The organism is Acinetobacter sp. 24-47-67, from assembly GCF_056779735.1.
Window position 1 is genome coordinate 104,667 of the sequence record NZ_JBWYIK010000009.1, and the last position, 26,200, is coordinate 130,866.

Sequence of the window (26,200 nt, forward strand, 5' to 3'; positions counted from 1 at the left end):
TCATAAATATTATCAGTATGCTGATAAAAAAGTATTTGAGTTTAACTTTGCATTATATATGACTAATGCTGCTTAAGTTTGAATACCTAGTCACAGTTTAGCTAAAAAAATAATGGAATAAAAATCAAACCCTTAAGGATATAGGATACGAAAATGCAGAATACTCTAAATGCTGAAGAACCCGCTTCGGTCAAAAAAAATACGAGATACGCTTGGTACGTAGTCACACTATGTATGTTGGCTTATATATTTTCTTATATTGATCGACAAATTTTAGTCTTGATGATTGAACCGATCAAAGCAGATTTAAATTTAACTGATACTCAGTTTAGTCTATTGCACGGTTTAGCTTTTTCCCTATTTTACGCATTTATGGGATTGCCTATCGCTTATTTAGCAGACCGATTTTCCCGACCAAAAATTATTGCAATTGGCATTATTTTTTGGAGCTTAGCAACAGCGGCTTGTGGTCTAAGTAAAAACTTCATTCAACTTTTTCTTTCAAGAATGGGGATTGGCATTGGTGAAGCAGCATTATCACCCGCAGCATATTCCATGTTTAGTGATATGTTCAGTAAAGACAAATTAGGTAAAGCCGTTGGTATTTACTCCATTGGTTCTTTTATCGGTGGGGGGATGGCTTTTCTCGTTGGCGGCTATGTGATCAGCTTATTAAAAGATGCAACGTTTATTGATGTTCCTTTACTCGGCATGATGAAGGCTTGGCAAGTTGCCTTTATTCTCGTTGGATTGCCAGGCGTTTTTATTGGTCTTTTATTTATTTTAACAGTAAGAGATCCGCAACGAACAGGACAAAAACTCGATGCCTCAGGTAATGTCGTAAAAGTTAAATTTACGGATTCGTTTAAATTCTTAAAAAAGCACAGTAAGACATTTACTTGTCACTACATGGGCTTCACATTCTATGCAATGGCATTGTTTTGTGTCATGAGCTGGTCACCTGCATTTTATATGCGTAACTTTGGTCTAAGTCCTGTTGAAACAGGTTATATGTTAGGAACGATTCTACTTATCGCAAACACATCTGGCGTTTTCTTTGCAGGCTGGTTAACTGACTATCTGACAAGTAAAGGTCGACGTGATGCTGCAATATATGCTGGTTATTTAGGTGGTTTAGGAATTATCTTACCGATTATTAGCTATACATTAGTAGACTCACTGTGGTTATCTGTTGCTATTTTTACAGTGGCTATGTTCTTTGCATCTTTCCCAATGCCAACCTCAACAGCAGCTATGCAAATTTTAGCTCCAAATCAATTACGAGCTCAAATTTCTGCAATTTTCTTGTTAATCAGTAGCTTAATTGGTTTAGGTATTGGAACAACTTTAGTCGCATTAATTACCGATAAAGTATTCGGTGATACCAACATGGTGGGTTATTCAATTTCAATCGTAGGTGGATTCTCAGCGTTATTGACTATTATTTTACTCAAAACAGGATGTAAACATTTTGTGAAAAGTCTAGATGTAGAAAAAGATGAAATGGTCAGATAAGAAGTGATTTGTGCAAAATTACATAAAGCATTTTCTAAAATCTAAGCTCATATTTAGTTTATTTTAGAAAAAGAACTCGAACATCTGTTCGAGTTCTTTTTTCTCAACTGAGAATCAATAATGATTAAACTAATCAAAGGTAGAAAAAAATAATCAAAATCTACTTGTTGCAAGCCAAAGCCGCATTATGATGAATACCCATGTCCGATGCCCGATTAAATAAAGATAAACGACGTATTCCCTGTCAGGTCTAGGCTTTCAACATTTTTCGTTTGAAGAGCAGATTATTCTCCCTACTTGAATAGAAATCACTCTCAAATTTAATAAAATGCGTTCAGGACTGCTGAATGAGGAAAACTCACTTCCAGAAGCTGATTTAACTTAACTCATTCAAAGTGTGAATATTGTTAGACGATATAATGCCGAACCATATAGCGCGTTAACAAAAAAAGAATATTGTTTAGGTGATCAATCAGATGAGTGCGTAATTATTATTTATACTCATCTCTAAATCAGATTCAGTCTTACAACTTTTGAGTAATCGCAAAAAAAAAGACTCGGCCTTAAAAGTCCGAGTCAGGTTGTAGTCAAATAATGAGCATTTTTTAAGAAAGATTTACTTTTTGAATACCATTTCTACCTGGGAAATCCTTGGCTAAAGATCGGGCATTAGGCATTTTTAACCATAATCTTAATAATTTTCTTCGCTTTGAGATGTCTTCATCATCTATAAATGACGATCGTGAATGCATTACACAATAGTTATTACAGAACTGCATATCACCCGGTTCAAGCATCATATCTAGTCTGAGATCAGGATCTTGTATGTATTGATCGAAAATATCAAGCGCATCGACTTGAACTCTGGATAAAGGTATTCCTTTTCGCTCATGTCCTAGTTCAATATATGCTCTTAAGTAACGGCAACTTAATTTTTTGTCATAAAAGCTAAATATAGGCGTGAGTGTTGGTTCTGAGTCACCAAGATGATCACAATAAGTCGGATGATAATAATAACCTAGATATTCAGGATAATTTTCTAAAATTCTATTGTAGACTGTGGCAGCACTGACGAGACTACTCAATCCTCCACTCATTGCTTTTCTAATTGATAGCAATCCAACTACGTCAGATAAGTCAGTGTGGTAAGGGAGATATGCGTTTGTTTCATAAACTCGCGTTGATTTGTTATTAAGATCACCAACGTTTTCTACTTTACCCAATAAATCGCCTTTAGGATTTTGGGTAACGGGTTGACCCATATACATGCCTATTAAATAGTAAATAATCGCCAATTGGCGTTCACTAAATTTAGAGACATCCAAACCTTTTAATAGAAAGAAACCATATCCATTCTCAAGCTCATCGGCATATTTTTTAAATTCAGATAAAACTTGTGAATTATTAATCGTTAAATGCGTGTTATTCAATTGATCAATTTCTAGATCTTGTTGTTCTATCAATTGCAAATTTTGGCTTAATTCATGAAGCATTTCTTCGCTTAAATAATAAATCCAATCTGTCTGATTTTTTAGGTCTTTGCCCACCCATGCCGACTTATGACTGATTTTCTCTTTTAATATCGTATTCATCGCAATTTATCCCTGAACTAGTGTTTGTTTTCCTGCATTTTTCGGACCATCGCATTAAAAAACTTATCTGCGAAAGCACTTTCTTGAATTAACATTTGAGTTAAGTCTGCACACTTCTGTTTTACGATATGATCTAATTCAACATCGTCACCACGCATTGAATCCGCTTGGCATTGTATTTCTGCCGCTCGTTGAACTGTCCAGAGTAGGAAAAAAGCTTTTTCAATCGTACTCTCTCCCACAGCTACACCATGATTTCTAAGTACCAGAATGTGATGATCACCTAAACTTTTGATCATTCTTTGTTTTTCTTCTTCGAATAGGGTAATGCCTTCAAAGGCATGATAGCCTACCCGACCATATAACTGCGCACCATAAAAATTGTCATTTTTAAAGCCATCTTTCTTTTGTGCAATGGCACTGATTGGTGTGGTATGTGTATGTATTAAACATCGAATATCATCACGAGCACCATGAACAGCACTATGTAAAGCAAATCCTGCAGGATTGGCATCATATTCAGAATGAATCACTTTATTACCGTTTAAATCAACTTTTAATAAATTTTCGGGTGTGATTTCCGTATAGTTCAAGCCGAAAGGATTTACTAAATAATAGTGTTCAGCTCCTGGTAAGCGCGCTGAGACATGATTAAAAATTGTTTCCGTCCAACCAAAATAATCAATAAGGTGATAACAATTCGCTAATTTAACTCTGAGCGCCCATTCAGCTTCAGATACATTCAATACATTATTTTTCATCTTCATTATTCCTTGTTCTGGCTTGTTCGCTTAAATAGACCGTTAATTCATATATAAGTTTGGATGTCGGCATCGGACATTCATAAGCATCTGCCAATTCAAATACAGCTTCTGCAATGGGTGCTAACTCTAAAGGGCGATGATTTTTGTAGTCATGCCACATTGATGTATATGTTTCCCCCATCTCTGAACCCAATTTTAAAAATGTGTTTGGGTCGATATTGATACGAGCGCCATAGCAAGCCGCAACAGCTCGAACTTCATATAAAATTTGTTGCGTAATTCGAGTTAAATTGTGATCAGAATAAATTTTACTTAGCGGAGCATCAGCCACAACCGACAATGGATTGGAGCTCAAGTTAGCCATAACCTTGGTCCAAATTTGATCTCGGATGTTCTCTACGGGTCGTGCTTCGATACTTGTATTTTCAAACAATTCAACAAGCGCATGTAATCGTTCAGTCATTTGATGACTTGGCTCACCAAAGATCAACAAATATGGATTGTCTGATTTGACCTCATTTTCATTGACACTTTGCGCTGTAATAAATACAACAGCGCCAATTAAATGTTCTAATGGAAAATGCTCGTTTAAAACTCCCTGTTGATCTAAACAATTTATCCTTGATTTTTTAGAGTTATTCTCTAAACCGTAAAAATACCAAAAGGGTATTCCATTCATTAACGGGACAATGACTGTCGCGTTATGCATATAACGCTTCAACTGAGTTGAAATTTCATATAAAGCGTTAAACTTGGTTGCTATAAAGATAAAATCCTGTTTTTCAATGCATTCTTCAGTATCCACAATTCGAGATGGATGTACTTGGAACTCACCCAGTACATCTTTTAAATGAATCCCTTTTTGCTTTAGCGTTTCGACTTTTTCCCCTCGCGCTAGAACAGTGACTTGGTGTCCTGCTAGCGTTAATCTAGCAGCAACTACACAGCCTATGGCTCCAGCACCATATACCAAAATTTTTTTTGACATCCATTCAAATCCCTGAAAATCGTATGATTTGTTATGTTCTATATAGCTAATACGTCTTGATGCTTACTATTAATTCCTAAGTAACTTTCGATGATTCTTGGATCTTCAACTAAATCAGAGCCCCTTCCTTCCATTGATAGTTCTCCCATTTCAAGGACATAAGCATAATCTGCAAGTTTTAAAGCAGCTCTGGCATTCTGCTCAACTAACAAGATAGACACGCCATGTCCTCTTAATTGGTCAATGACCTTAAAAATTTCTCGAGTGATGAGTGGTGCTAATCCCAAACTCGGCTCATCAAGCATCAACAATTTAGGTTTAGCCATGAGTGCACGACCCACTGCAAGCATTTGTCGTTCACCACCTGAAAGTGTCCCTGCTTGCTGTGATCGTCTTTCTTTCAAACGAGGAAAAATGTCATACACTTCATCTAAAGTGCTGAAAATCTCTTTGTCTCTTTGGCGATAGCGTTGAAAAGCGCCAAGCATAAGATTGTCTTCGATAGACATTGTTCCAAATAACTCTCGTTTTTCAGGCACTAATCCAAGCCCACGAATGACCATTTGCTCAACCTGTGGACATTGCTCCACATGCCCATCGAAATCGACGTTTCCTTTAGAACCCAGCACGCCCATAATTGCAGACAATAAAGTTGTTTTACCCGCACCATTTGGACCAACGACAGAAACAATTTGACCTTGATTAACACGCATATTAAAATTTGAAAGCGCTTCGACTTTTCCGTAAGCAACACTCAAATTATTTACTTCTAGCAGAGGCGTGCCCTCTTGATTTCCAAGCATTGTGATCATGCAGCACCTCCTAAATAAGCTTCCAATACAGCTTCATTTTTTTGAATTTCTTCTGGTAATCCTTCAGCAATTTTTTGACCGAACTCCATGACCACAATTCGGTCTGCGAGATTCATGACAAAGTCCATATCATGCTCGACCAAGAGAATCGCCATACCTTCAGCACGTAATTTAGATAGAAGTTCAGCTAAGGCTTGTTTCTCTTTAAATCTTAATCCTGCTGCGGGCTCATCAAGTAGTAATAAGCTTGGGTTCGCACATAAAGCACGTGCAATTTCTAAAATACGTTGCTGCCCGAGTGCTAAACTGCCAGCTTCAACATACAAATATTCTCCAAGCCCTACACGTTCTAGTTGATATTTAGCCTCATTGAGAAGTTCATTTTCTTCAACTCGATCAAGAAGTAACATGGATGAGATGACACTTTTTTCTCCGCGCAAATGAGCACCTATGGCTGTATTTTCTAATACTGTCATTTCAGGCAAGATTTTTACGTGTTGGAATGTGCGACTTAATCCTAATTTGGCAATTTCTCTGGATGGTATGCCATTTATTTTTTTACCTTTAAATAAAACTTCACCGCTTGTTGGAACATCTACACCTGATATTTGATTGAACATGGTACTTTTACCAGCACCATTCGGACCAATTAAAGCGAGAACCTCTCCAGCGTGAATTTTCAGATTCATTTCATTGTTCGCAACTAAGCCACCAAATTTTTTCGTGATGTTCTTCGCATCTAATATCAATTCACCCTTGTTGATTTGATTGTCTGCTTTGTCCATTTGAGGAATGGGGTGGATTGAAGGATATAAATCTACAGGCTTATATTTATTTGGGATCAACTTAGTAATAAATGACCAAATCCCTGATGGTGCTTTTTGCATCAATACAACAATGATTAATCCAAATACGATTGTTTCATAATGACCTTGTCCGCCAAAAATAATAGGCAAAGCATCTTGCAACCATTGGCGTACCATGGTGAATATGCCTGCACCTAATATTGCACCCCAAATACTACCGACACCGCCTAACAACGCCATAAACAAGTAGTCGATACCCATTTGGAGTCCAAAAGGTGTCGGGTTAATAAAAGTTTGCGTGTGTGCATAAAGCCACCCTGAAATTGATGCAAAAATTGCAGCAATCACAAAGATGATCATTTTTGCTCTAAACGTATTTACTCCCATAGACTCAGCCATTACTTGTCCGCCTTTCAAAGCGCGGATCGCTCGACCCTCTCGAGAATTTAAAAGATTTTTTGTCAAAATAATGGCAATAAATACAATGAGCCAAATGAGGTAGAACATTTTATTGCCATTATCAAAGGCAAATCCTGCGATAGAGATAGAGGGAATATTCGAAATTCCAGAATGCCCACCTAAAGTTTCAATGGTCGAAAAGAAATAATAAAGTGAAATGCCCCAAGCGATCGTACCTAAAGGCAGATAATGCCCTGAAAGTTTTAGTGTTAAGCCACCCACCAAAATCGCAGATGCGACTGTAATGACTATTCCGAGCAGAAGTCCAAACCAAGGATTACCACCTGTCCATGCGAGGAAACTTGGTAATTGTTCAGTCACAGTTAAGTAAGCAGTTGCGTATGCGCCAATTCCAACTAAGGCTGCTTGACCAAATGTAGTCATGCCTCCAACGCCTGTCACCAATACAAGACCTAACACGACTAATGCATTTAGACCAATATAGTTCAATAACGTGACTTGATAGGTCGGTAAAAAAAATGGGCTGATGAATACAATTAGCGCAAATATAAAGAAATAAGTTTTTGATTTCATTCTTCATCCTCCTCAACATGACGAGTTGTGAGTGATTTCCAAAGTAAGAAAGGAATAATTAATGTAAAGACGATGATTTCTTTGTAATCACTTGCCCAAAACATGGAGAAAGACTCAATAACACCAACAATCACGGCACCAATTGCTGCGACTGGGAAGCTGATTAGTCCTCCAATGATTGCCCCTACAAATCCCTTCAGACTTAAAATAAATCCTGAGTCGTAATACAGGGTTGTGATCGGTGCAATTAAAATGCCTGATAAGGTTCCGATAAATGTAGCTAAAACAAAAGTCAGTTTGCCCGCAAAGATTGGAGAAATACCCATGAGCTGTGCACCGATTCGATTGACAGCGGTTGCATGCAATGCCTTGCCATAGAGTGTTTTTTCAAAAAAATACCAAAGCACTAAAATCATCACAAAGAATGAAGCGATAATGATCAAAGTTTGACTACTTAAAACAAGAGTTCCAATCTCAAAGCTTTTGTCACTAAACGGTTGTGTTTGAGCACCATTTGGACCGAATATCACGAGTCCTAAACCGACTAATGCCACATGAACCGCTATCGACACGATCAATAAAACTAAAGGTTTGGCTGCGACTAAAGGTTGAAAAAAAGTGCGATACATTTGAGGACCAAGCGGTGTAATCACAGCCAAAGTCAATAAAACTTGAATTGGCATTGGAAGCGTCGCTAAAGGTAGTGTGTACATCGCGATAACGATCAAAGAAATATAAATCAATGACGCAATAAAAATTTTGATATTAAATATTTGATTTTTAAAAAATTTAGCGTATAAATCCAGACTTGTATTGACAATAAAAAACGCAACGACCAGCCAAACTATTAAGCTTGGAATACCTGCTTGAATGGATGCCAAAGTCAATGCACCAAATACAGCAAATTCACCCAATGGAATGAGTAATATCCGAGTGACAGTAAAAACCAAAATGATACATAGCGCTAATAATGCATAAATAGCACCACTGGTAATACCATCCTGCCCCAAAATTAACGCGATATTTAAATCCATAACATCTTCCTACCCTTTTTTGAGGATGAATTTACCTAGAGCGACATATGCATATCGCTCTGAGTTCATTTATGATGAAAAGCTAAATTTACTTCAGTAGTTTCCACTGACCATTTTTAACAATGATCATTTCACGCCCACGCTTGTCAAATCCACTATGATCAGATGGGCTCATGTTATACACGCCTTGAGTTCCTGCGACTTCTTTTGTAGATTCCAATGCATCACGTAGAGCTTCACGGAATTGCACGGTGCCAGGCTTTGCTTTTTTCAAAGCAGTCGGTACAGCTTTTTCAAGCAAAATACCTGCGTCATACACATTTGCCCCGAAAGTTGCAGGTGTTTGTTTATATTTTGCTTTATAATCATTGATATATTTAGTAGCAATTTTCTTAGAAGGATGTGTATTAGATACTTCATTTAAAACAAGCATTAAACTGGCAGCTAAAATCGTATTTTCTACTTTCTTGCCACCCATTTTTAAATATTGATCTAAAGCCGCACCATGCGTTTGATAAATTTGCCCTCGATAGCCTCGATCATATAAAGCAGTTTGTGGAGGCACTGCTGAACTGCCTGGTGCTGCAACTAGAATTGCCTGTGGTTTTTTACTTATGAGTTTTAACGCTTGACCAGTTAGAGAGGTATCTTGACGTTGAAATGATTCTTGAGCAACGATTTTAATCCCATTTTTCTTTGCTAAATTCGCTAAGACTTTTCCCCAGTTTTCTCCATACGGATCAGCAGTACCGATAAATCCTAGAGTTGTAATTTTTCGCTTCACCATATCTTGCACAAGCGCTTCTGCGATGATTTCATCATTCTGAGTGGTCTTAAACACCCATTTTTTTTGATCCGTCATTGGCATGACTATCGTAGAAGTACCAACAGGTGCAAGAAGAGGTACTTTCGCTTTAGCAATTGTCCCTATCACTGCAGAAGCATTTGGTGAACCAGAAGGACCAATAATTGCATCAACTTTGTTTTCTTTAATTAGTTTCTCGACAGCTTTGACAGATGCTGTAGGATCACTCGCATCATCAAGAGAAATATATCGAACATTTTCATTACCAATTTTTTTAGGTAATAAAGCAACTGTATTTTTTTGTGGTATACCTACCATTGCTACAGGTCCGGATGATGATGTCACAACTCCAATCGTGATATCAGCTTGAGCATAAGTGGCAATTGCGATTAAGCTTGTTGATAATAATAATTTTTTAAACATCATATAATCTCCAGTTTGTCCATTAACTGTTTATGTAATTAGAATTTATAGCTATATGTAGTAATGATTCGATTTTCAACAAAATCATTACCATTGGTTGTTCCTGCACCATATTTAGTAGTCGTGTCGATATACCTCCATTCTATACCCAACCCTTTAAAAGACCCTTCTGGAACGGTGTAGCCGACAATGAAATTAGCTTCAGTTTCTTTATTATCTGGTAGGCCATTACGCTCTATGTTCGTACCATATAAATAACGCAAAGTCGTTCTTAAACCCGGCAAACCAACATTTTTAAAGTCATAAGAATAAAGTGCATGATAAGTAAGTTCTTCAGGTTTGATGAAACCTAAAGTTGACCAAGTATGTAGGAAAGGTTGAGGAGCGAATCCATCAAATGTTGGAAAATTGGTATCCCCGGAATTTTTTTGAACACCTGCAGCAAAACTATGTGAGCCATTTTGAATGTTGGCCTGAACGCCAAATGTTTTGCTATCTATGTTTCCATAGTATTTGTCACCAGCTTCACTGTTATGGAAATAACGTGCATCTAATTTGATTTTAGAGTCGCCAATTTGAGTGTTATATGCTGCATTTAAATAATGTTGGTTATAAATATCTTCGAGCTGACCAAACCAGTAAGAGCCTGAAATTTTAGGGCTAAAATTATAGTCTAAACCAACATAACTTAAACCATTACTTTCTATTCTTGCTTTACCTGGTGCAAACAAGCTTAGTTTTTCAAATTCATCATCATTACGCGCGTTTATATGAGTGATTCTTCCAGCTGAAAATTTTAAATTTTGAATCGCTTTCGTTTCAAATGCCGCACCAGCATATGTTGTCACCAACTGACGTGAATCATCAATAAATGCAACAGGTGTTCTTGGCGAAAGTTCCCCAACTAATAGCTCAGAATCTTTATATTTCAGCTTTAAGGTTGCACCAAATTTATTATAACTACGTTCTTGCTCATTTTTTATGGGATCAAATGGTAAGATCGAATCAGACCTTTCAGCATTATGATTTGATAATCTTAGTGCGTAACTTGAAGTCACGTCAAAACCCACCTGAACGGGTGTATTGGTATAACCTGAACTAAACTTTAGACCTAATGCTTGTGACCAACTACCAACATCAGGCTGTGTTGTGTTATTTCGATCAATAAAGAAATTTCTTAAATTTATTGTCGTTTGACTATCTTTTACCAAGTCCGCATAAACTGCTGTATTACAGCAAATTGCTAGTATTGCAAATGTAGGTAACTTTTTCACTCAACTTCCCCTTAGTTTTTTACTGATTTTCTCACTCAACCCTGTTTAATTTTTTCTATTCAGCTATATGAAATTTCATATATTCAACCCAATTCTTTTCCAATTCCATAGAAAATTCAATTTTCTTTTAAGTATATTTATATACCTTAATTAATAATTAAATCCCTTTTAAATCTTCATAGATTGAAAAAAGGCCAAATGATCTAACATTTAGCCCAATTTGATTTAATGAATACCCGCAATATCTTTTAGAATGGTGATAAAGGTATTCTTTTCTTGGTCACTGTATTTTGCAAATACTTCATTTTGATGCTCATCAGCTATATCAAATAAATAATGTGCGGTTTTTTTACCTTTATCCGTTAATTGGTAGAATTCTTCTGTTTCGACTAGTAGCTCATCCTTCTTAAGGATTTCCGCTGCTCTTTCTATTTCTCGCATAGGCATTGCTATATCACGTGGTAAATCATCTTTGCATGAACTTGCACCACTGCCTAGCACTAAAAGCATTCGAGCTTCACTCGTTCTAAAACCTGTGACTAATTGCTTTGGGATGTAATCATTTTGATAAAACTTGAATGCTCGACTCATGAGATAGGCAACATTATTATATAAGTTACCTTGATATAGTTGACCCAAATCATCAGTTTGGACTGGATTTGAATCTTTAATTCTTAACATTGGGTGTGGTGTTACTGCTGAGTACGCACCCTGGTGATATACTAATGGACTACGACCTTCATCTTGAAAATTAACGACCTTTCCAATAATAATCCAGTGATCCCCGCCTTCTACAATTTGAAATAATTCACATTCAAAAACAGCAGAGCAATTTTCCAGAACTGGAGCATTACCTACACCCAAACGGTAGTTTGCTCCTTTGAATTTATCAATATTGCGTTTAGCAAATTTATTCGATACCTCGATTTGAGATCCAGATAAAATATTGACTGCAAAATGACTAGAGTTTTTAAAAACTTCAAAACTGGTCGATTTTTTATCAATACTCCACAAGATTAAAGGTGGGTCTAATGAAACTGAGTTAAAACTATTGGCAGTTACACCCACTTTTTCACCTTGCGCATTTTGCGCTGTAATAATGGTAACCCCAGTTGCAAAATTACCGAGTGCTCTGCGGAATTTCATCGGATCAATAGCTTGTTCTTCCGATTTTTGATAACTATTCATTCCCTTCTCCTGAATCCCAAAATGACCTTCCATGATGGCAATTCAACTATTAAATATCTAAAACTAATCTCGGTGTTTTTGATCGAGAACAACACACTAAAATCTGCTCATTACTTTCTTTTTCTTCGTCAGTAAAGTAGACGTCTCGATGATCGGGTTCGCCTTCAAGCACATCACACATACACGTTCCACAAACGCCCTGTTCGCACGATAACTCGACTTTAATCCCTTCTCGCGCTAAAGCTTGCAGAATAGTTTCCTCTGGAGCGACTTGAATCGTTTTACCACTTTGTTGTGCAACAACTTCAAAACTAGCGCCACCTAAATCAATATCTACCTGAAAATATTCTTTATGTAATTGATCGGAACTAAAACCCTTAGACTCAGCAAGATTAATAATCCAATCCATAAATCCATTAGGACCACAGGTATATAAATGTGAATCTTTGGCAATATCTTTCATTGCGTGATCAAAAAATTCACGATGATTTGCACCATCATCTTTAAAATGGAAAGTTGTATAACTCGCTAAGGGACCTTGCTTGATTTCATCTACAAATGCAGCGGTTTGTTTAGAAGCTGCACAATAATGCAATTCAAATGACTTATTGTTATTCAATAAATCATAAGCCATGGTAATTAACGGTGTAATCCCAATACCACCACCAACTAAAACGCTGTGAGATGCATCTAACAATGGGAACAAATTTTTAGGATGGCTGACTTGTAGTTGCATCCCTTCAGTGATGTCATTAAACGCCGACAGTGATCCCCCTCTTGATGCATCATCTTTTAAGATCCCTAATCGAAAAACACCTTTTAAACTAGGATCTTGACATAGAGAATACTGACGGATTAAACCATTAGGCAGGAATAGATCGATATGTGATCCAGCTTCGATTTCAGGTAATGGAGACTCAGTTGCTGAAATTAAATCTAAGACAACAACATTTTCCGCTTCTACTGATCTTTTATTTACTATTACGGAGTATTTTTCGTTCATAGTTTTCCCCCTTTATGACTAAGCCAATGCTTAGCGCATAAATAGTCCTCCGTTAATATCCCATGTTGCTCCTGTCACAAAAGCTGCTTGTGGGGATGCTAACAAAGCACAAGTTTCAGCGATAAAACTCATACTGCCTAAAGCCTTAACAGGAATATTATTGATAAACGCTTCCATTTTTTCATCTGAAACAACGCTGTGTACTATTGGAGACTCCATTGGTCCTGGTGCTACGGCATTTACCGTCACACCTTTAGCGGCAAATTCTTTTGCAAAAATTTTAGTCAAAGTTACGATTGCACCTTTTGAAGCTGCATAATGTGCTCCTGTTGCAGTACCACCATTCTGACCAGCCAACGAAGCCATGTTGATAATTCGACCAAAGCCTTTAGATGCCATATATTGACCAATAATTTGACATGACTGAAAGGTTCCTCGTTGGTTGACTTGTGTCACCCAATCAAAATCTCTCGCAGTGATTTCAAGGACAGGAGTTGCTTTAGTTACTGTGGCGTTATTGATTAAAACATCCAACTTGTTGAAATGAGTTTCAATCCAACTCACTGCATCTCTAAAGTCCTGCTCTACTGATATATCCAGTTTTAAGGGATACATCTGCGATGGATACTGACTCGCAGCTTTAGCGCTTTCCGCTTTTTCTAAGGTACTTGCAGTTAAAATAACTTGATGCCCTTGTTCAGCAAAATATTCAGCAATCACATTACCTAAACCAGAGGCAGCACCAGTAACCAAAACAACTTGTGACATGGTCACCTCCTATAGAATGTAACTGATACCAGCTAAGGTATCTGTCGAATTGACTAGATTGATAATTTTACGGTCTATTTTGAGTTCGCCATTCTCTTGACGTATTAGCTCATAAATCACATCAGCAGTGTAATGACGCAAATTTTCTTTGCGGAACTCTCTTAAATTTTGTGCACAGCGTAAAATTATCTTGTGATCAGTTTCTTCAATAATTCGCACACGTGACAGGCTGCGAACAGTATTGGCCTTGGGAGCTGTCGAGATTGCTTCACCATTTTCTAAACGCTCTACACGTAATTGACGCATGTGGTGATTGTCATATGCATAGTTCAAATGGTTTTCGTAATCTGTCAATGATGGATCAATTGGAATGATGTATTTGCCATTTTCATTCCATAAATTTAACCATGCTTGATACTCTGAATGATCTAACATGTCAGCTTCAGCCCAAATGAATGCTGTTACTTCGTTCAAAAGATTTAAATTAATTTTCATGCTCTTCCCCTTAAGCCGTCATCAACTTTTTCCATTGTTGGTAAGCGCCACGCATGCCTGTTTCAGCACTCACGTCACTCTTCAGACCATCTTCAGTTTTGACTTCTCCTGGTAAACCACGGTTCAACATGATCCAAAGATCATTGCCCGCATTTGCACCATGCTGTACACGCTCCCAAGCTTCCGCATCATCTGGCGTACCAAAACCGAAAGGACCTTGGAAATGTTCATGTAGACGTAGGCGATATTGGTTGGCAATTTGTGGTCCACCATCCATCGTAATCACTGAGTGGTGAATTTCAGTTTTATCTACCGCTAATGGTTGCATTACACGGAAGAACGCCATAGAACATGCAATGTTAGGGAAAATATTTAAGTTAAAGCCCGAACCACCGACAGCACGGCAAATTCGACGAACTTCAAGTTCCTCATGACCTTCTTCACGCAGCGCTTGGGCAAGTTCTTCAAAACGCTCTTGGATTGGTCGCTCCATCAACTCTTCATCAAGATCTACCAGTTCTGGAATCATCACCATCACGCTGTGACCATTTCCTAGATCTTCAACATAGCCTGGTTGATTTTCAAAGTTGAAAAGCTCTTCTGTTTTTTCGTCTACAGAACTTAAGAATGATTTATGAACTAATGGGAAATGATACGCGTCAGTTGTATTTTCCAACTGAATCTTCCAGTTACCTGGGAATGTAAAACGATGTTCACCTAATACTTTGACTGGATAACCTGCGCCTTGCTTCATGAATAGATCAATCCACTTTTTCGCAGCACCTAAAAAGTCTTCTAATGGCTCGATATCGTCTTTGAAGGTTGCAAAGATCATACCGTTATATTCTTCTACACGTAGGCTGATCAGTGGAAATTCAGATTTATCTAAACATTCACCATAACTTTCAGGTGAAGGAACGCCACGCAATGTACCATCCAAAGCGTAACTCCAACCATGATATGGACATACAAAGCTATTCGTTTTGCCTTTTTTATGCTCACAAACTGTAGCAGCACGATGGCGACAGCGGTTAAGTAAGACGTGGACTTTTTTCTTACGATCTCGTACAGCAACTACAGGTTGTTTACCAATATTAATCGTTTTATAACTACCAGCATCTGGAATTTCACTTGCATGAGCAACCCAAACCCAAGTGCTGTAGAAAATTTTTTCCATTTCATCTTCAAAGATTTGTGCATCTTTATATAAAGAGGTATGCACTCGGTCACTTTGAACTAATTCATTGTAATCAATTTCAATATTTTGAACTGGTATTGCACTATTCATCATGTATTCCCTTATAACTGTTTATGCAACTCAACCGACTAAATTTGATTGCGGTACTGGTAACTCATCATCACTGGTCCAATGCGTTACTGGTCGACTGAAAATATTTTCTGTTTGGAAGTGTTTGATTTTCCAAATGCCATTATTTTGTTGCTTAAAACGGATTGTCAGTTTGGCTGCATTCAAGTGGCTTGCACCCGTTTTGAAAGTTGATGTTTGCAACATCAACCAGTGACCAACAGCCACATCACCCTCAATATAAATTTGTTCAGAATTCACAAAATGTGCATTCATAACAAAATGCGAGTCCTTCAGCGTGTATGTTTTAAACATGTCATATACTGCCTGCCAAGACTCAAGCCGACCAAATGACTGGGCGTATTTTTTCCCTACCCCCTCCCAAATACACTCACGATCAAATAAATCCATCAGCGCTTCTAAATTTGTGTTTTGATTAAGTTCATCACAAATTTCCATATAGCGATTTAGGCAATTACGAATTTGATTCTGCGCTTCCAACTGTTGAAGACGTTGAAGAATGCTTTTGAGTTCATTAGAGTCGACCATATCGATATCCTTATCGTTGAATAATTAATTCACGACCAACTCTTGCTTCAACTTTGCAATACTTCCAAAGTTTATATGGACCTTCTCCGACCACAGTCGTACGGAATAAATTACATGCAGCATGAACTGTTTCAATATCAGGTACATCAGCCAATAAATAGGTTGTCCAAGGCCAACCCGTACTTGCACCTACCATGCTTTGATCATCATCTAAGTTGCCGTATACATGAACGCCAGGTAAATCATGGATACCATTCCACATTTCACCAAATGCTGCCCATACTGCTTTTGCTTCTGCTGGCTCTGCATCAAAGAAGTTTTGGTTAATCCCCATACAGAACAATACGCGTAATGATTTTTTAGCTTCCATTTCGATTTCCTTCTTTTCGGTCATTTATAAATATCCAGGTGTCGGATTAAGCCCAAAGCTCATCGCACCAGCATTTTGTAAAGTTGCATCACCCATAAATGCATGCTGTGTCACGACATTCGTGTCATTCACAAAGCGACTAAATGGATGGTTGGTATAAATGGCAGTCATGCCAGCTAACATTTGCATTTTGCGGGTGACCTTTGCACAGACTCTTGCCGCATGTGTACAAGATAGACGCATATCACTAATTAAATGTGGTTCAGGTTTTCGCCCGTTGAGTACTTCTTCCCATACAATATCCATGGTGTTGTAGAACCATGTTCTTGCAGCTAGGAACTCAGCTTCAGCTTTCGCAAATTCGTACTGAGTGATAGGTCGATTAGCAATTTCTGCACCTCCAGTAATCGACGACTTACCTGGAGCTAATTTTCTAAATTCTTCCAATGACGCCGAGGCTACGCCAATTCCGACTACGGTGAGGACTTGAGTCGCCAAAGAGAGGGATGGATATTTGAAAAATGGTTCGCTGAGTTTAGATGGCTCACCCCGAACAAAAGTCCAATGCTCAGGTACAAGTACATTATCGACAATGAGATCGTGACTACCTGTGCCTTTTAAACCTACTGTATCCCACGTCATTTCAATTTGTGCTTTATGCGCTGGTAAAACAGCCATACGTGGTAAGCCATGAGATTCATTATCTTTGATCGGGGCAATGCCTACACCAACGATATCTGCACCTTTACAACCACTTGAGAATTTCCAACGGCCTTTTACAACTAAACCCTCATTGGTCACTTGAGCAGCTTGCGGTGGAAAAATTCCACCAGCAAAAACGATATCTGGACCATTTTTATAAAGTTCGGAAAGTGTCTCTTCAGGTAAACTCCCAAGATAAGCTGGGCTCATACCAAAACTTGCAACCCAACCTACTGATCCATCTGCTTTAGAGAGCCTTTCAATAAGTTCACAAAACGTACGCGGTGAAACCTCATCACCACCGAAACGTTTAGGAACTAAAGCACGATATACCCCAATTGATTTCAGTTTTTGAATAATGTCTTGACTCACGTATGCTTGTTCGTCAAATTCACCTGAACACGCTCGCTGTCTAATCTCTTGACATAATTCTTCAAGATCAATCAAGCTCTCTGTTTGATCTTTGGCTAAATTGCTCATTTGCCACCTCCTTGTGAATGCTTCGTAATATCGACAATGTGTTGTGCAATAGCACACAATTTTTCATCTTCACCATGCTTAGCAATTAATTGCATACCGACAGGTAAGCCATTTGATGTTTCATATGGAATCGTAAGCGCTGGATGGCCCGATAGATTGAATGGTCGCACGAGCTTAGTTAAATTGAGGAAAGCAACAGTATTTTCAGCTTCGTCTAATTTAGGTGGAAATTGAGGTAGTGTCGGCAGTATCAAAACATCAACATTGTTGAGTAAATCATTGATCTGCTCTGTGAATTGAGTTCTTATTAATTCAGCATTTTCTACATCTTGTTGAGTGGTTTCAGATGCTTTTAATAAACGCTGCTGAACATCATTGGCTAGAAGTCCAGTTTGAGTAAGATCATGATATGCACCCCAAGTTTCGTAATTAATGATCGACATACCTGCTTGATATGCCTCATCAATATTGTCTATGAATAGATTTTTTTGAGGTAAATCAATTTTTGTTAACTCAGCATCTAAGACACGCCAAATTTCAGATTCCGCTTCGACACGTAATATTCCTAATTGAATCTGCTGTAGATCGATTTGGATTTCGTTAAATGTAGGATCAATGATCTGCATAGCAAGAATCAGATTGTTGATATCTGATGCGAATGGTCCGACGCAGTCTAAAGTGGTATCTTTTGGCCAAACACCATCACGACTTACACGACCAAATGAAGGTTTTAATCCATACACTCCACAGCAAGCGGCTGGCATACGAATTGAGCCACCAGTATCCGTACCAATACTGAAGTCTGCTAGACCTGCTGCAATAGCTGCAGCCGAACCACTGGAAGAGCCTCCTGGAATAAGTTGCGGATATTTAACATTTAATGGTGTTCCGAAGTTTTTGTTTATTCCAGTTATACCGAATGCAAGTTCATGAAGATGAGTTTTTCCAATAATTTTGCAATCACTGCTGAGTATATTTTTTATAATTTCAGCATGGGAAATTGCAGGGCATGCTCCACTGCGCGCCTGAGTTCCAAGTGTCGTCACTTCATTTTGTATATCAATTGAGTCTTTAACCACGACTCTAATTTTTCCATCTCCTAAAGAGAGACTTCTAGATATAATATTCAATTCACTTTTCCATGTATTTTTATACTCAACATCAATATCTGAAAAATTAATGTATTTGTCAAGTTATTTTGAAATAAAATAATCTTTGTCTTTTTTCTTGTATAATCAATTATATTTTTTTAAGTTTAATTGCTGCTCATGTTAAAAAATTTTGAAAATTATTTGCCAAATAACGATCCCAAAAGTTTGGAAAATTTCCCATTTTTTTGGATATCTCAAGTTAATGGTAAGTATTCCCAATTGATTGATAAATCTTTAAAAAAAATAGGTCTCGATAATACAAAAAGAAAAATCATTTTGAGTACAAATGCTCTCGGTGAAGCCAATATCACTGAAATAGCAAATTTAGCAACAATCAAATTAACAACTGCAACTAAGGCAATCTATAGATTAGTCGAAGAAGGTATAGTTGAAGTTTTCTCATCCCCTCATGATGAAAGGATTTCTATGGTGAAGCTCACTGAAAAAGGATATGGTCTTGTGGATGAAATTAATCAGATCAATCGTGTTACTTTAGCTGGTATATTAAATTCTTTTGATGAACAAGAACTTGAGTCACTAAATTTACAATTAAAGAAAATATTCAATTTAATGCCAAATAGGTAAAAAGACTAAAATCTTTTTACCTACTAACGCTTATTTCATAATTTCATATTGTGGAATAAGCTTATTAAATCGCAAATTTTCAGCGAATTTTGATATGATATTTAGTTTATATTGATAAATATCCATGCTTTCATATTTGTAAAAACCTGATAGTTCTCTAATACCATTTCTATTTTCCCTCATATTTTTTTTGATAATATCAGGGGCTTTGTAACGCTCACCAAGTTCTTCTCTCAAATACTCAGAAGCATGATACAAAATATCTCCTCCACCCCAATCGATAAACTCTAGCATACCTAACACTGAAAAACGCAAACCAAAACCTGTACGAATCGCTTTATCAATATCCTCAGCACTTGCTACGTTTTCTTCAACCATTCTCGCTGCTTCATTCATTGCCAATGCTTGAATTCTTGGAACAATGTATCCAGCAACTGCATTACAAATCACAGGGACTTTACCAATTGCCTCAAGTAATGTTTTTAGTTTTTCTACTACTATATCAGCAGTATGCTCAGATCGGCTTAGCTCAACTAAAGGCATTAAATATCCAGGATTAAGCCAATGCGCATTAACAATACGTTCTGGATGAGAAATTAATTTTGCTATATCAGTGACCAAAAAGGTCGAAGTCGTTGATGCCACAATACAGTTTTTAGAAATTAAGGGTTCCAACCACCGAAAACAGTGTTGTTTATGAGTCATTATTTCAGGTACACCTTCAATAATTAATTCACAATTTTTCCAATCAATAGTTTGATTATCTTTGAAATAGAAATGAATTCTTTCTTTTAATACTTTACATTGATCATTCACTAACATCCCGATATGTTCTAAGAGATGCAACTCTTGTTCGAGGCTGTCATTCCATTTTTGCAGAAATTCATTTTTTTCTGCTGGGTTTCGATCTTTTACGTCTACAAGTGCAATCTCAATTCCTGCATATGCAAATGCGATCGCAATCGCATTACCCATTCTGCCTGCACCTACAATAATAATATTTTTAATCATGCAGATTGCTCTCCGGAGTTCAACAGGTGTTTTAATTGTTGCTGTGTTAAATCAAATAACCCTAAATTTTCAAGAGTGCGACCCTCACTATACAAATCCCTACCAGTAATTGATGATGCGATATTCAGAAGCCCTTCAGCAATCGGCGTTTTGACTCCAACATACTTACCAACCGATACAATAAATGACAGGCCTAATCGTGTGTCTTCGAGCATATACCGATGTGAATGTAAATCTATTTTCTCACGCCAATCGCCACTGTCAGTCAACTTACCATGTGCCCCCCTACCATACATCCACTCATCTCCTTCACCCTCTTTATTGTAGTGATCTGCGAGTGGGAAATGCTGTTTCGAGTATCCCAATGCTTCACGAATATTCATTCGCTCTTGATCTAATAAGCTCGTTACTCTCCTCACTGAAGGTTGAGTACCTTCATTATGAATATCCCATACATCAAAATGTTCTAAAGGTGCAGCATTGAGCATAATTAATGGAGGATGAATAATGGGTCCTGCATTCATTAAAGCTCCACTCAAAGCATCCTCTATAGGCTCGATGCTGTCATAAGCTTGCTTTAATACTCTAATAGCATGATCTTTTAATTTTGCTGGATAGACCCCAGTAGGCAATCTCGTCGCATATACACTAATCACGATAGAATTCGGACTATGTTTTCTTACTAAATATGGCAACGTACCCGTTTCTGCAAAAGCCACGTCAGACTTATTCCCAACTTTAAGCATTGCTTGAGCAAATATGTATGTTCCAAAAGTACCTGGGGGTAAAAATACGACTTGACCAGATGTTAAGTAGGGTGCTATTTCAATCGATAAATCTTCATGGCTTGTTGCGGGTAAAGGAATAATAATCAATTCAGCGTTTTCAATAGCTTTGGATAAATCAGTTTCAAGTTGAATTTTTTGATGTTCATCCCCAACAGATACTGTTCTAGTGCCACGAAAGTCTTTTACAGTAAGCTCACCATATTTCGCTAATTCTTTTAGTGAATCTCGATCTCTTCGCCATAATTTAACTTCGTGATTTTTTTCCGCCATTTCCACTGCTGATGCATAACATCCATGTCCACCGCCGAGAACTGTGATTTTCATTTTCTTCCCTTACATATTTATTGTGTATTGTGATAGTAGGAAAGATTCTTCTTTTTGCTCGCGTCAAAAAGCGGTACTGCTATTCGAATTACGAATTTATTTCTATTAATTTGTTTTGTTTCACGGTTTCTGAAGGCGTGCATCCATAACGTTTTTTATAAAGCCGAGTAAAGTGTCCAAAGCTTCTTACACCATGAGCATTGAAGATATCAATTATAGGCTGATCAACCTGAGTGTGTTTAAGTTCTTGATGAACTCGGTCCAATTTGATTGATGTCATGAAACTGAGAGGCGTTTGGTTCAAATAGGTATTAAATCCCTTTTGAAGCGTTCTTACCGAGACTTTTACAAGCCTCGCAACTTCCTCAATCGAGATTGCTTCCATATAATGTTGCTCAATCAAGTGAGCTGCATTTTTGATATAACTTGGGATGAGTTGATATTTTTTATCTGCGATTCGTTCACTGAAATTATGTGGAATTTTGATCAGTAATAACTCAGTCAAATATGAACTAAAGCTATCAGAAATTTGCCACCAGTTTTCAATATTTGAATATGCAAAGCATAAGTAGTTCAGGGTTTCTAAAATTGAAATTCTTTCTTCAGATGTATAGGAAATGCCACTATCGAAAATAAGATTTTTTTGAGGGATATATCCCAACAAGCGATATAAAACAGTGTTGATCAACTCATGATCAATTTTTAATATGATATTTCTACATTTGGCTTGGAGTTCAATTCTATTTTCAAAATGAGGATGAGAAACTGTAAGTAATCCAGGACGTTGTTGATAAGTTGAATGATCATATTTGACTTTACATTCCCCTTCCAAATTAAATCTAAACAGATAACTTTGACACTCAGCACCAAAACTAATTTGAACTGGAGCATTGTAACTTAATTCAAATAGTGCAACTTGACCAAATGAAAACCCACTTAATTTTACTTCTAAAGATTCATCATTCAATACTTCAAATTGATGAGGGCACAAGTATTGTCCTATCACATCTTTAATCTGAAAATAATCTTTTGAAGACAATAAGTTGAATTTCTTTAAAAGTTTCAGATTCGATAAATACATGATAGGTGTACCCTCATTATTTTATTCAGACATGATTTATTTAGACTCAACTTGCAAACTATTTTCGAAGGCTTTACAACCCACTTTCAATAATACAAAGCACAATACGCATGATATTGCACCAACGATAGATATCGATGAACCGACCATTAAAGGATTTTCAAAAATACGATCCGTAATTAAAGCCACTAATGTGGTACCAATACCTAAAGCAATCAAATTGCTGATGAGTAAAAAGATAGATGAGATTTGGGCACGTAATTGATTTGGCGAAAGCATTTGCATTGCTGTTGTTGAGATCGGCATTGGGAAAGAAGCGAAAAACATTGCAACAACCAACAATGTAACTGATAGCCATAATTCATTAACTTGTGAAAACAAAATCATTGGAATAATCAGACCTACGATTCCAATCACACCCACAAACATAGGTGAATCTTTTCTGCCTTTTTGAATAAAATAATCATTCATCCAACCAGCCGCAAATACACCTAAAGTATTTGAAATCAGTAACACGGCACCCAACATATAGCCCACTTCAGTGGCTGTCATATTATAATGTCGTATGTAAAATGCAGGTGTCCAGCTAATTAAGCAAAACAATGCCATGGCATAAAAAGTAAATCCTAAATAATGACATGTAAATGTTTTTTTATGCTTTTTCAGGAATTTAAAAGTATCACTCAGCTTTACTTTTACCACGTTCCCCTGCGCATCGACCATCTGCCCTTTACGCTTAGGATCTTTAACAGTTAAAAGTACCAATATGCCAATAATGACTCCTGGTAAACCTACTAAAATAAACGCCACTTGCCATGCCTTTAACATTCCAAATAAGGGTACAGCGATAAGAGACATGTCCTTGAGTAATCCAATGACAAAACCACCTACTAAGAATGCGATTCCCCCACCAACAAAAGATCCAATCGAATAAATAGCGACAGCTCGTCCCAATTTATCTTTTGCAAACATATCACTAAACATTGAATAGGCTGCAGGTGACAAAGCAGCTTCACCAATTCCTACACCCATTCTGCTCAAAAACAACTGGATAAAGTTCTTACTTAAACCACATAAAGCTGTTGCAATGCTCCAAAATACAATCCCGGCAGCAATTAATTTTGGTCTTGAGAATCGATCTGCGATATAAGCCAGCGGCAGCCCCATGAATGCATAAAATAAAGAAAAAGCTAGTCCATGGAGTAGACTAAATTGCGTGTCTGTTAAATTCAAATCTGCTTTTATCGGTTCAATCATCAAAGCCAAAATTTGACGATCGATAAAAGAAAATATATATGCAATCATGCAAAGTATTACAACATACCAAGCATAAATATCCTTCTTTTTTGCATCATTGCTCTTTAACTCGGAAATTTTTTCCATCGAAATCATCCTAAATATTTTATAGATCAGCGCTATCCCTATGACAAATCCATGCCAATTTATGCTGATTTATAAAATAAATATCATTTTTAACACTATTATTCTATTTATTTTTCCATTAAATATTGCATATAAATAGATATTTTATATTAATCTAATCTAAAAAAATTAGTTCATGCTCTTCAATTCGTCTAGATAATCTAATATTTGTTTTATGTATTCATTATTATCGATACTTCTATAGGCAACTGTAATTGGACTTTCAGCCTCATTATCTAGAATAGGTATAAACTTCAAATTTTTCATACCTATAGAGCATGCACTCTTTGGAATAATACACCCCCCCTCACCAGATGACACCATCCCCAATGCCATATGGATTTCTCTCGTCTCGATCAGATTTTGGGGAATTAAGTCAAGTTCAGAGAATATTCCTTGAACAAAAGTTGAGAAGTTTGGTTTAGGAGTATTTGGATATATATAAATATGTTCGTTAACCAATTGTGATAAATGTACTTCCTTAACATTTTGGGTCACTAACGTATGATCTTTGTGCACTGCTAAAAAAAGTTGCTCTCTTTCGATCACTATTCTTTTTATTGAAGGATCACTAATTCCTAATCGACCAAACCCAATATCAATTTTCCCCAATTTCAAAGCTTCTACCTGATCCCTGGTTCCGCATTCCACCAATTCAACTTTTATATTTGCAATATGCTTTCTTAAATAATCAATAATCTCAGGTAATTTCCAATAAAAAAGCGAACCAACATATCCAATTCGTACCGTAGTATCTGTCACTTTATATCGATTTACCATCGATTTAGCATGTGCTGTTAAGGTCAGTATCTGTACAGCATATTGGTAAAAAAACTCTCCAACTTCAGTTGTTTTGATCGGTCTCATGCCTCTTTCAAATAATACGACACCTAACTCTGACTCTAAGTTTTTGATTTGTCGTGTAAGTGGTGGTTGTGCGATACATAACTTCTCAGCAGCTTTTGTAATACTTTTTTCTTCGACCACAGTAGCAAAATACTTTAATGTTCTTAATTCCATTGAAATTTCCTTAATCCATACTTTTTTAGTATTTTAATATACTACTTAACCTCTATTTTCAATACTTTATTTCAAATAAGGTATTTAGCATATATTAATGGAATATATTGCTGCATGTACAAAAATATTGAAACCTTGCTCGTTGAAATCCCGACGATCCGCCCACACAAGATGGCGGTCGCAACGATGCAAACTCAAACCTTAGTCCTCATTAAAATCGAAACTTCGGATGGTTTCATTGGTTGGGGCGAAGCAACCACCATCGGTGGCTTAGGCTATGGTGAAGAAAGCCCTGAAAGTATCAAAACCAATATCGATACTTATTTTGCTCCACTACTCAAAACTTTTACTGATCTCAACGTTGCTCAAATTATGCAAGTGTTGAAGAAGAATATTAATGGCAACCGTTTTGCAAAATGTGCCATTCAAACTGCTTTACTCGATATTCAGGCTCAACGTTTAGGTTTGCCGCTGTCTGAAGTGCTAGGTGGCCGTCTGCGTGACAGCGTCCCTGTACTTTGGGTGTTGGCTTCTGGTGATACGGATAAAGATATCGCTGAAGCGAAAAAGATGATCGAAGCTAAGCGTCATAACTTCTTTAAATTAAAAATTGGTTCTCGTGCTGTAGAAACAGATGTTGAGCATGTTCTCACCATCAAAAAAGCGTTAGGTGCTGATATTTCTATCCGTGTCGATGTGAACCGTGCTTGGTCTGAGTTAGAAGCGATCAAAGGTATTCAGCTTCTGCAAGATGGTGGTGTGGATCTAATTGAACAGCCATGTGCGATTGACAATATTGATGCCATGGAGCGTTTAACTCGTCGTTTTGATATTGCCATTATGGCGGATGAGTCATTGATGGGTCCAAGTACAGCTTATCGTTTAGCGAAGCGTAATGCTGCTTCTGTGTTTGCTGTAAAAGTTGCTCAGTCTGGTGGCCTACTCGAAGGT

General features: G+C 37.2%; 25 protein-coding genes. 3 read left to right on the top strand and 22 right to left on the bottom strand.

The genetic code is table 11. The features are described from left to right. Positions 1 to 153: 153 nt before the first annotated feature. Positions 154 to 1,515, top strand: coding sequence for a spinster family MFS transporter (locus AC1M9K_RS11395; protein WP_481589327.1), 1,362 nt, complete (start codon positions 154 to 156; stop codon positions 1,513 to 1,515). 605 nt (positions 1,516 to 2,120) lie between these two features. Here AC1M9K_RS11395 and AC1M9K_RS11400 read toward each other — a convergent pair. From AC1M9K_RS11400 to AC1M9K_RS11480, 17 genes are all read right to left on the bottom strand, one after another. Then, positions 2,121 to 3,107: a TauD/TfdA family dioxygenase gene (locus AC1M9K_RS11400; RefSeq protein WP_481589328.1), complete on the bottom strand. Its 987-nt coding sequence runs from the start codon at positions 3,105 to 3,107 to the stop codon at positions 2,121 to 2,123. Positions 3,108 to 3,124: 17 nt separating this feature from the next. Then, positions 3,125 to 3,868, bottom strand: coding sequence for a class II aldolase/adducin family protein (locus tag AC1M9K_RS11405; protein WP_228143120.1), 744 nt, complete (start codon positions 3,866 to 3,868; stop codon positions 3,125 to 3,127). Beyond that, complete coding sequence (locus AC1M9K_RS11410; protein WP_481589329.1) at positions 3,858 to 4,859, bottom strand: ketopantoate reductase family protein; 1,002 nt, start codon at positions 4,857 to 4,859, stop codon at positions 3,858 to 3,860. The genes AC1M9K_RS11405 and AC1M9K_RS11410 overlap by 11 nt, the downstream gene beginning before the upstream one ends. A 38-nt stretch (positions 4,860 to 4,897) precedes the next feature. Then, the gene (locus AC1M9K_RS11415) at positions 4,898 to 5,671 is read right to left on the bottom strand and encodes an ABC transporter ATP-binding protein (RefSeq protein WP_035266352.1); all 774 of its coding nucleotides are present in this window, start codon (positions 5,669 to 5,671) and stop codon (positions 4,898 to 4,900) included. Further along, on the bottom strand, positions 5,668 to 7,470 hold the full coding sequence (locus AC1M9K_RS11420) for a branched-chain amino acid ABC transporter ATP-binding protein/permease (protein ID WP_481589330.1): 1,803 nt from the start codon (positions 7,468 to 7,470) through the stop codon (positions 5,668 to 5,670). Before AC1M9K_RS11420 ends, AC1M9K_RS11415 begins: the two co-directional genes overlap by 4 nt. Next, positions 7,467 to 8,504, bottom strand: a complete 1,038-nt coding sequence (locus tag AC1M9K_RS11425; protein WP_481589331.1) for a branched-chain amino acid ABC transporter permease — start codon at positions 8,502 to 8,504, stop codon at positions 7,467 to 7,469. The genes AC1M9K_RS11420 and AC1M9K_RS11425 overlap by 4 nt, the downstream gene beginning before the upstream one ends. Positions 8,505 to 8,592: 88 nt before the next feature. Next, positions 8,593 to 9,735: an ABC transporter substrate-binding protein gene (locus AC1M9K_RS11430; protein WP_180028233.1), complete on the bottom strand. Its 1,143-nt coding sequence runs from the start codon at positions 9,733 to 9,735 to the stop codon at positions 8,593 to 8,595. A 35-nt stretch (positions 9,736 to 9,770) separates the two neighbouring features. Next, positions 9,771 to 11,006 (bottom strand): OprD family outer membrane porin, encoded by a 1,236-nt coding sequence (locus AC1M9K_RS11435; RefSeq protein ID WP_035266345.1) that lies wholly within the window; start codon positions 11,004 to 11,006, stop codon positions 9,771 to 9,773. 225 nt (positions 11,007 to 11,231) lie between these two features. Continuing rightward, complete coding sequence (locus AC1M9K_RS11440) at positions 11,232 to 12,194, bottom strand: p-hydroxyphenylacetate 3-hydroxylase reductase component (protein WP_481589332.1); 963 nt, start codon at positions 12,192 to 12,194, stop codon at positions 11,232 to 11,234. Between the two features lie 49 nt (positions 12,195 to 12,243). Next, the gene (locus AC1M9K_RS11445; RefSeq protein WP_481589333.1) at positions 12,244 to 13,197 is read right to left on the bottom strand and encodes a PDR/VanB family oxidoreductase; all 954 of its coding nucleotides are present in this window, start codon (positions 13,195 to 13,197) and stop codon (positions 12,244 to 12,246) included. Between the two features lie 30 nt (positions 13,198 to 13,227). Further along, positions 13,228 to 13,965 carry an SDR family NAD(P)-dependent oxidoreductase gene (locus AC1M9K_RS11450; protein WP_481589334.1) on the bottom strand — a complete coding sequence of 246 codons (738 nt, stop codon included), beginning with the start codon at positions 13,963 to 13,965 and terminating at the stop codon, positions 13,228 to 13,230. A 9-nt stretch (positions 13,966 to 13,974) separates the two neighbouring features. Beyond that, positions 13,975 to 14,460 carry an aromatic-ring-hydroxylating dioxygenase subunit beta gene (locus AC1M9K_RS11455; protein WP_092767687.1) on the bottom strand — a complete coding sequence of 162 codons (486 nt, stop codon included), beginning with the start codon at positions 14,458 to 14,460 and terminating at the stop codon, positions 13,975 to 13,977. Between the two features lie 10 nt (positions 14,461 to 14,470). Next, on the bottom strand, positions 14,471 to 15,748 hold the full coding sequence (locus AC1M9K_RS11460) for an aromatic ring-hydroxylating oxygenase subunit alpha (RefSeq protein ID WP_035266339.1): 1,278 nt from the start codon (positions 15,746 to 15,748) through the stop codon (positions 14,471 to 14,473). A 30-nt stretch (positions 15,749 to 15,778) separates the two neighbouring features. Then, complete coding sequence (locus AC1M9K_RS11465) at positions 15,779 to 16,315, bottom strand: nuclear transport factor 2 family protein (protein WP_180028236.1); 537 nt, start codon at positions 16,313 to 16,315, stop codon at positions 15,779 to 15,781. Between the two features lie 10 nt (positions 16,316 to 16,325). Further along, the gene (locus tag AC1M9K_RS11470) at positions 16,326 to 16,685 is read right to left on the bottom strand and encodes a hypothetical protein (protein ID WP_035266405.1); all 360 of its coding nucleotides are present in this window, start codon (positions 16,683 to 16,685) and stop codon (positions 16,326 to 16,328) included. A 24-nt stretch (positions 16,686 to 16,709) separates the two neighbouring features. Beyond that, entirely contained in the window at positions 16,710 to 17,867 is a 1,158-nt protein-coding gene (locus tag AC1M9K_RS11475) for an acyl-CoA dehydrogenase family protein (RefSeq protein WP_481589335.1), read from the bottom strand. Beyond that, positions 17,864 to 18,997 carry an amidase gene (locus tag AC1M9K_RS11480; protein WP_481589336.1) on the bottom strand — a complete coding sequence of 378 codons (1,134 nt, stop codon included), beginning with the start codon at positions 18,995 to 18,997 and terminating at the stop codon, positions 17,864 to 17,866. The genes AC1M9K_RS11475 and AC1M9K_RS11480 overlap by 4 nt, the downstream gene beginning before the upstream one ends. A gap of 138 nt (positions 18,998 to 19,135) precedes the next feature. Here AC1M9K_RS11480 and AC1M9K_RS11485 point away from each other — a divergent pair, with 138 nt between their 5' ends. Continuing rightward, positions 19,136 to 19,603 (top strand): MarR family winged helix-turn-helix transcriptional regulator, encoded by a 468-nt coding sequence (locus AC1M9K_RS11485; RefSeq protein ID WP_092767678.1) that lies wholly within the window; start codon positions 19,136 to 19,138, stop codon positions 19,601 to 19,603. A gap of 30 nt (positions 19,604 to 19,633) precedes the next feature. Here AC1M9K_RS11485 and AC1M9K_RS11490 read toward each other — a convergent pair whose 3' ends face one another. The 5 genes from AC1M9K_RS11490 to AC1M9K_RS11510 form a co-directional block, all read right to left on the bottom strand. Then, on the bottom strand, positions 19,634 to 20,620 hold the full coding sequence (locus AC1M9K_RS11490; RefSeq protein ID WP_481589344.1) for a 3-hydroxybutyryl-CoA dehydrogenase: 987 nt from the start codon (positions 20,618 to 20,620) through the stop codon (positions 19,634 to 19,636). Then, positions 20,611 to 21,726 (bottom strand): NAD/NADP octopine/nopaline dehydrogenase family protein, encoded by a 1,116-nt coding sequence (locus AC1M9K_RS11495; RefSeq protein WP_481589337.1) that lies wholly within the window; start codon positions 21,724 to 21,726, stop codon positions 20,611 to 20,613. The genes AC1M9K_RS11490 and AC1M9K_RS11495 overlap by 10 nt, the downstream gene beginning before the upstream one ends. 88 nt (positions 21,727 to 21,814) lie before the next feature. Further along, on the bottom strand, positions 21,815 to 22,807 hold the full coding sequence (locus tag AC1M9K_RS11500) for a helix-turn-helix transcriptional regulator (RefSeq protein WP_481587688.1): 993 nt from the start codon (positions 22,805 to 22,807) through the stop codon (positions 21,815 to 21,817). A 36-nt stretch (positions 22,808 to 22,843) separates the two neighbouring features. After that, a complete protein-coding gene (locus tag AC1M9K_RS11505; protein WP_481589338.1) occupies positions 22,844 to 24,190 on the bottom strand; it encodes a spinster family MFS transporter in 1,347 nt (448 codons plus the stop codon). Between the two features lie 168 nt (positions 24,191 to 24,358). Then, positions 24,359 to 25,249, bottom strand: a complete 891-nt coding sequence (locus tag AC1M9K_RS11510; protein ID WP_035266330.1) for a LysR family transcriptional regulator — start codon at positions 25,247 to 25,249, stop codon at positions 24,359 to 24,361. 114 nt (positions 25,250 to 25,363) lie between these two features. Between AC1M9K_RS11510 and AC1M9K_RS11515 the strand changes: the two genes are divergently transcribed. Next, on the top strand, positions 25,364 to 26,200 hold an 837-nt coding region (locus AC1M9K_RS11515), incomplete at its 3' end, for a muconate/chloromuconate family cycloisomerase (protein WP_481589339.1).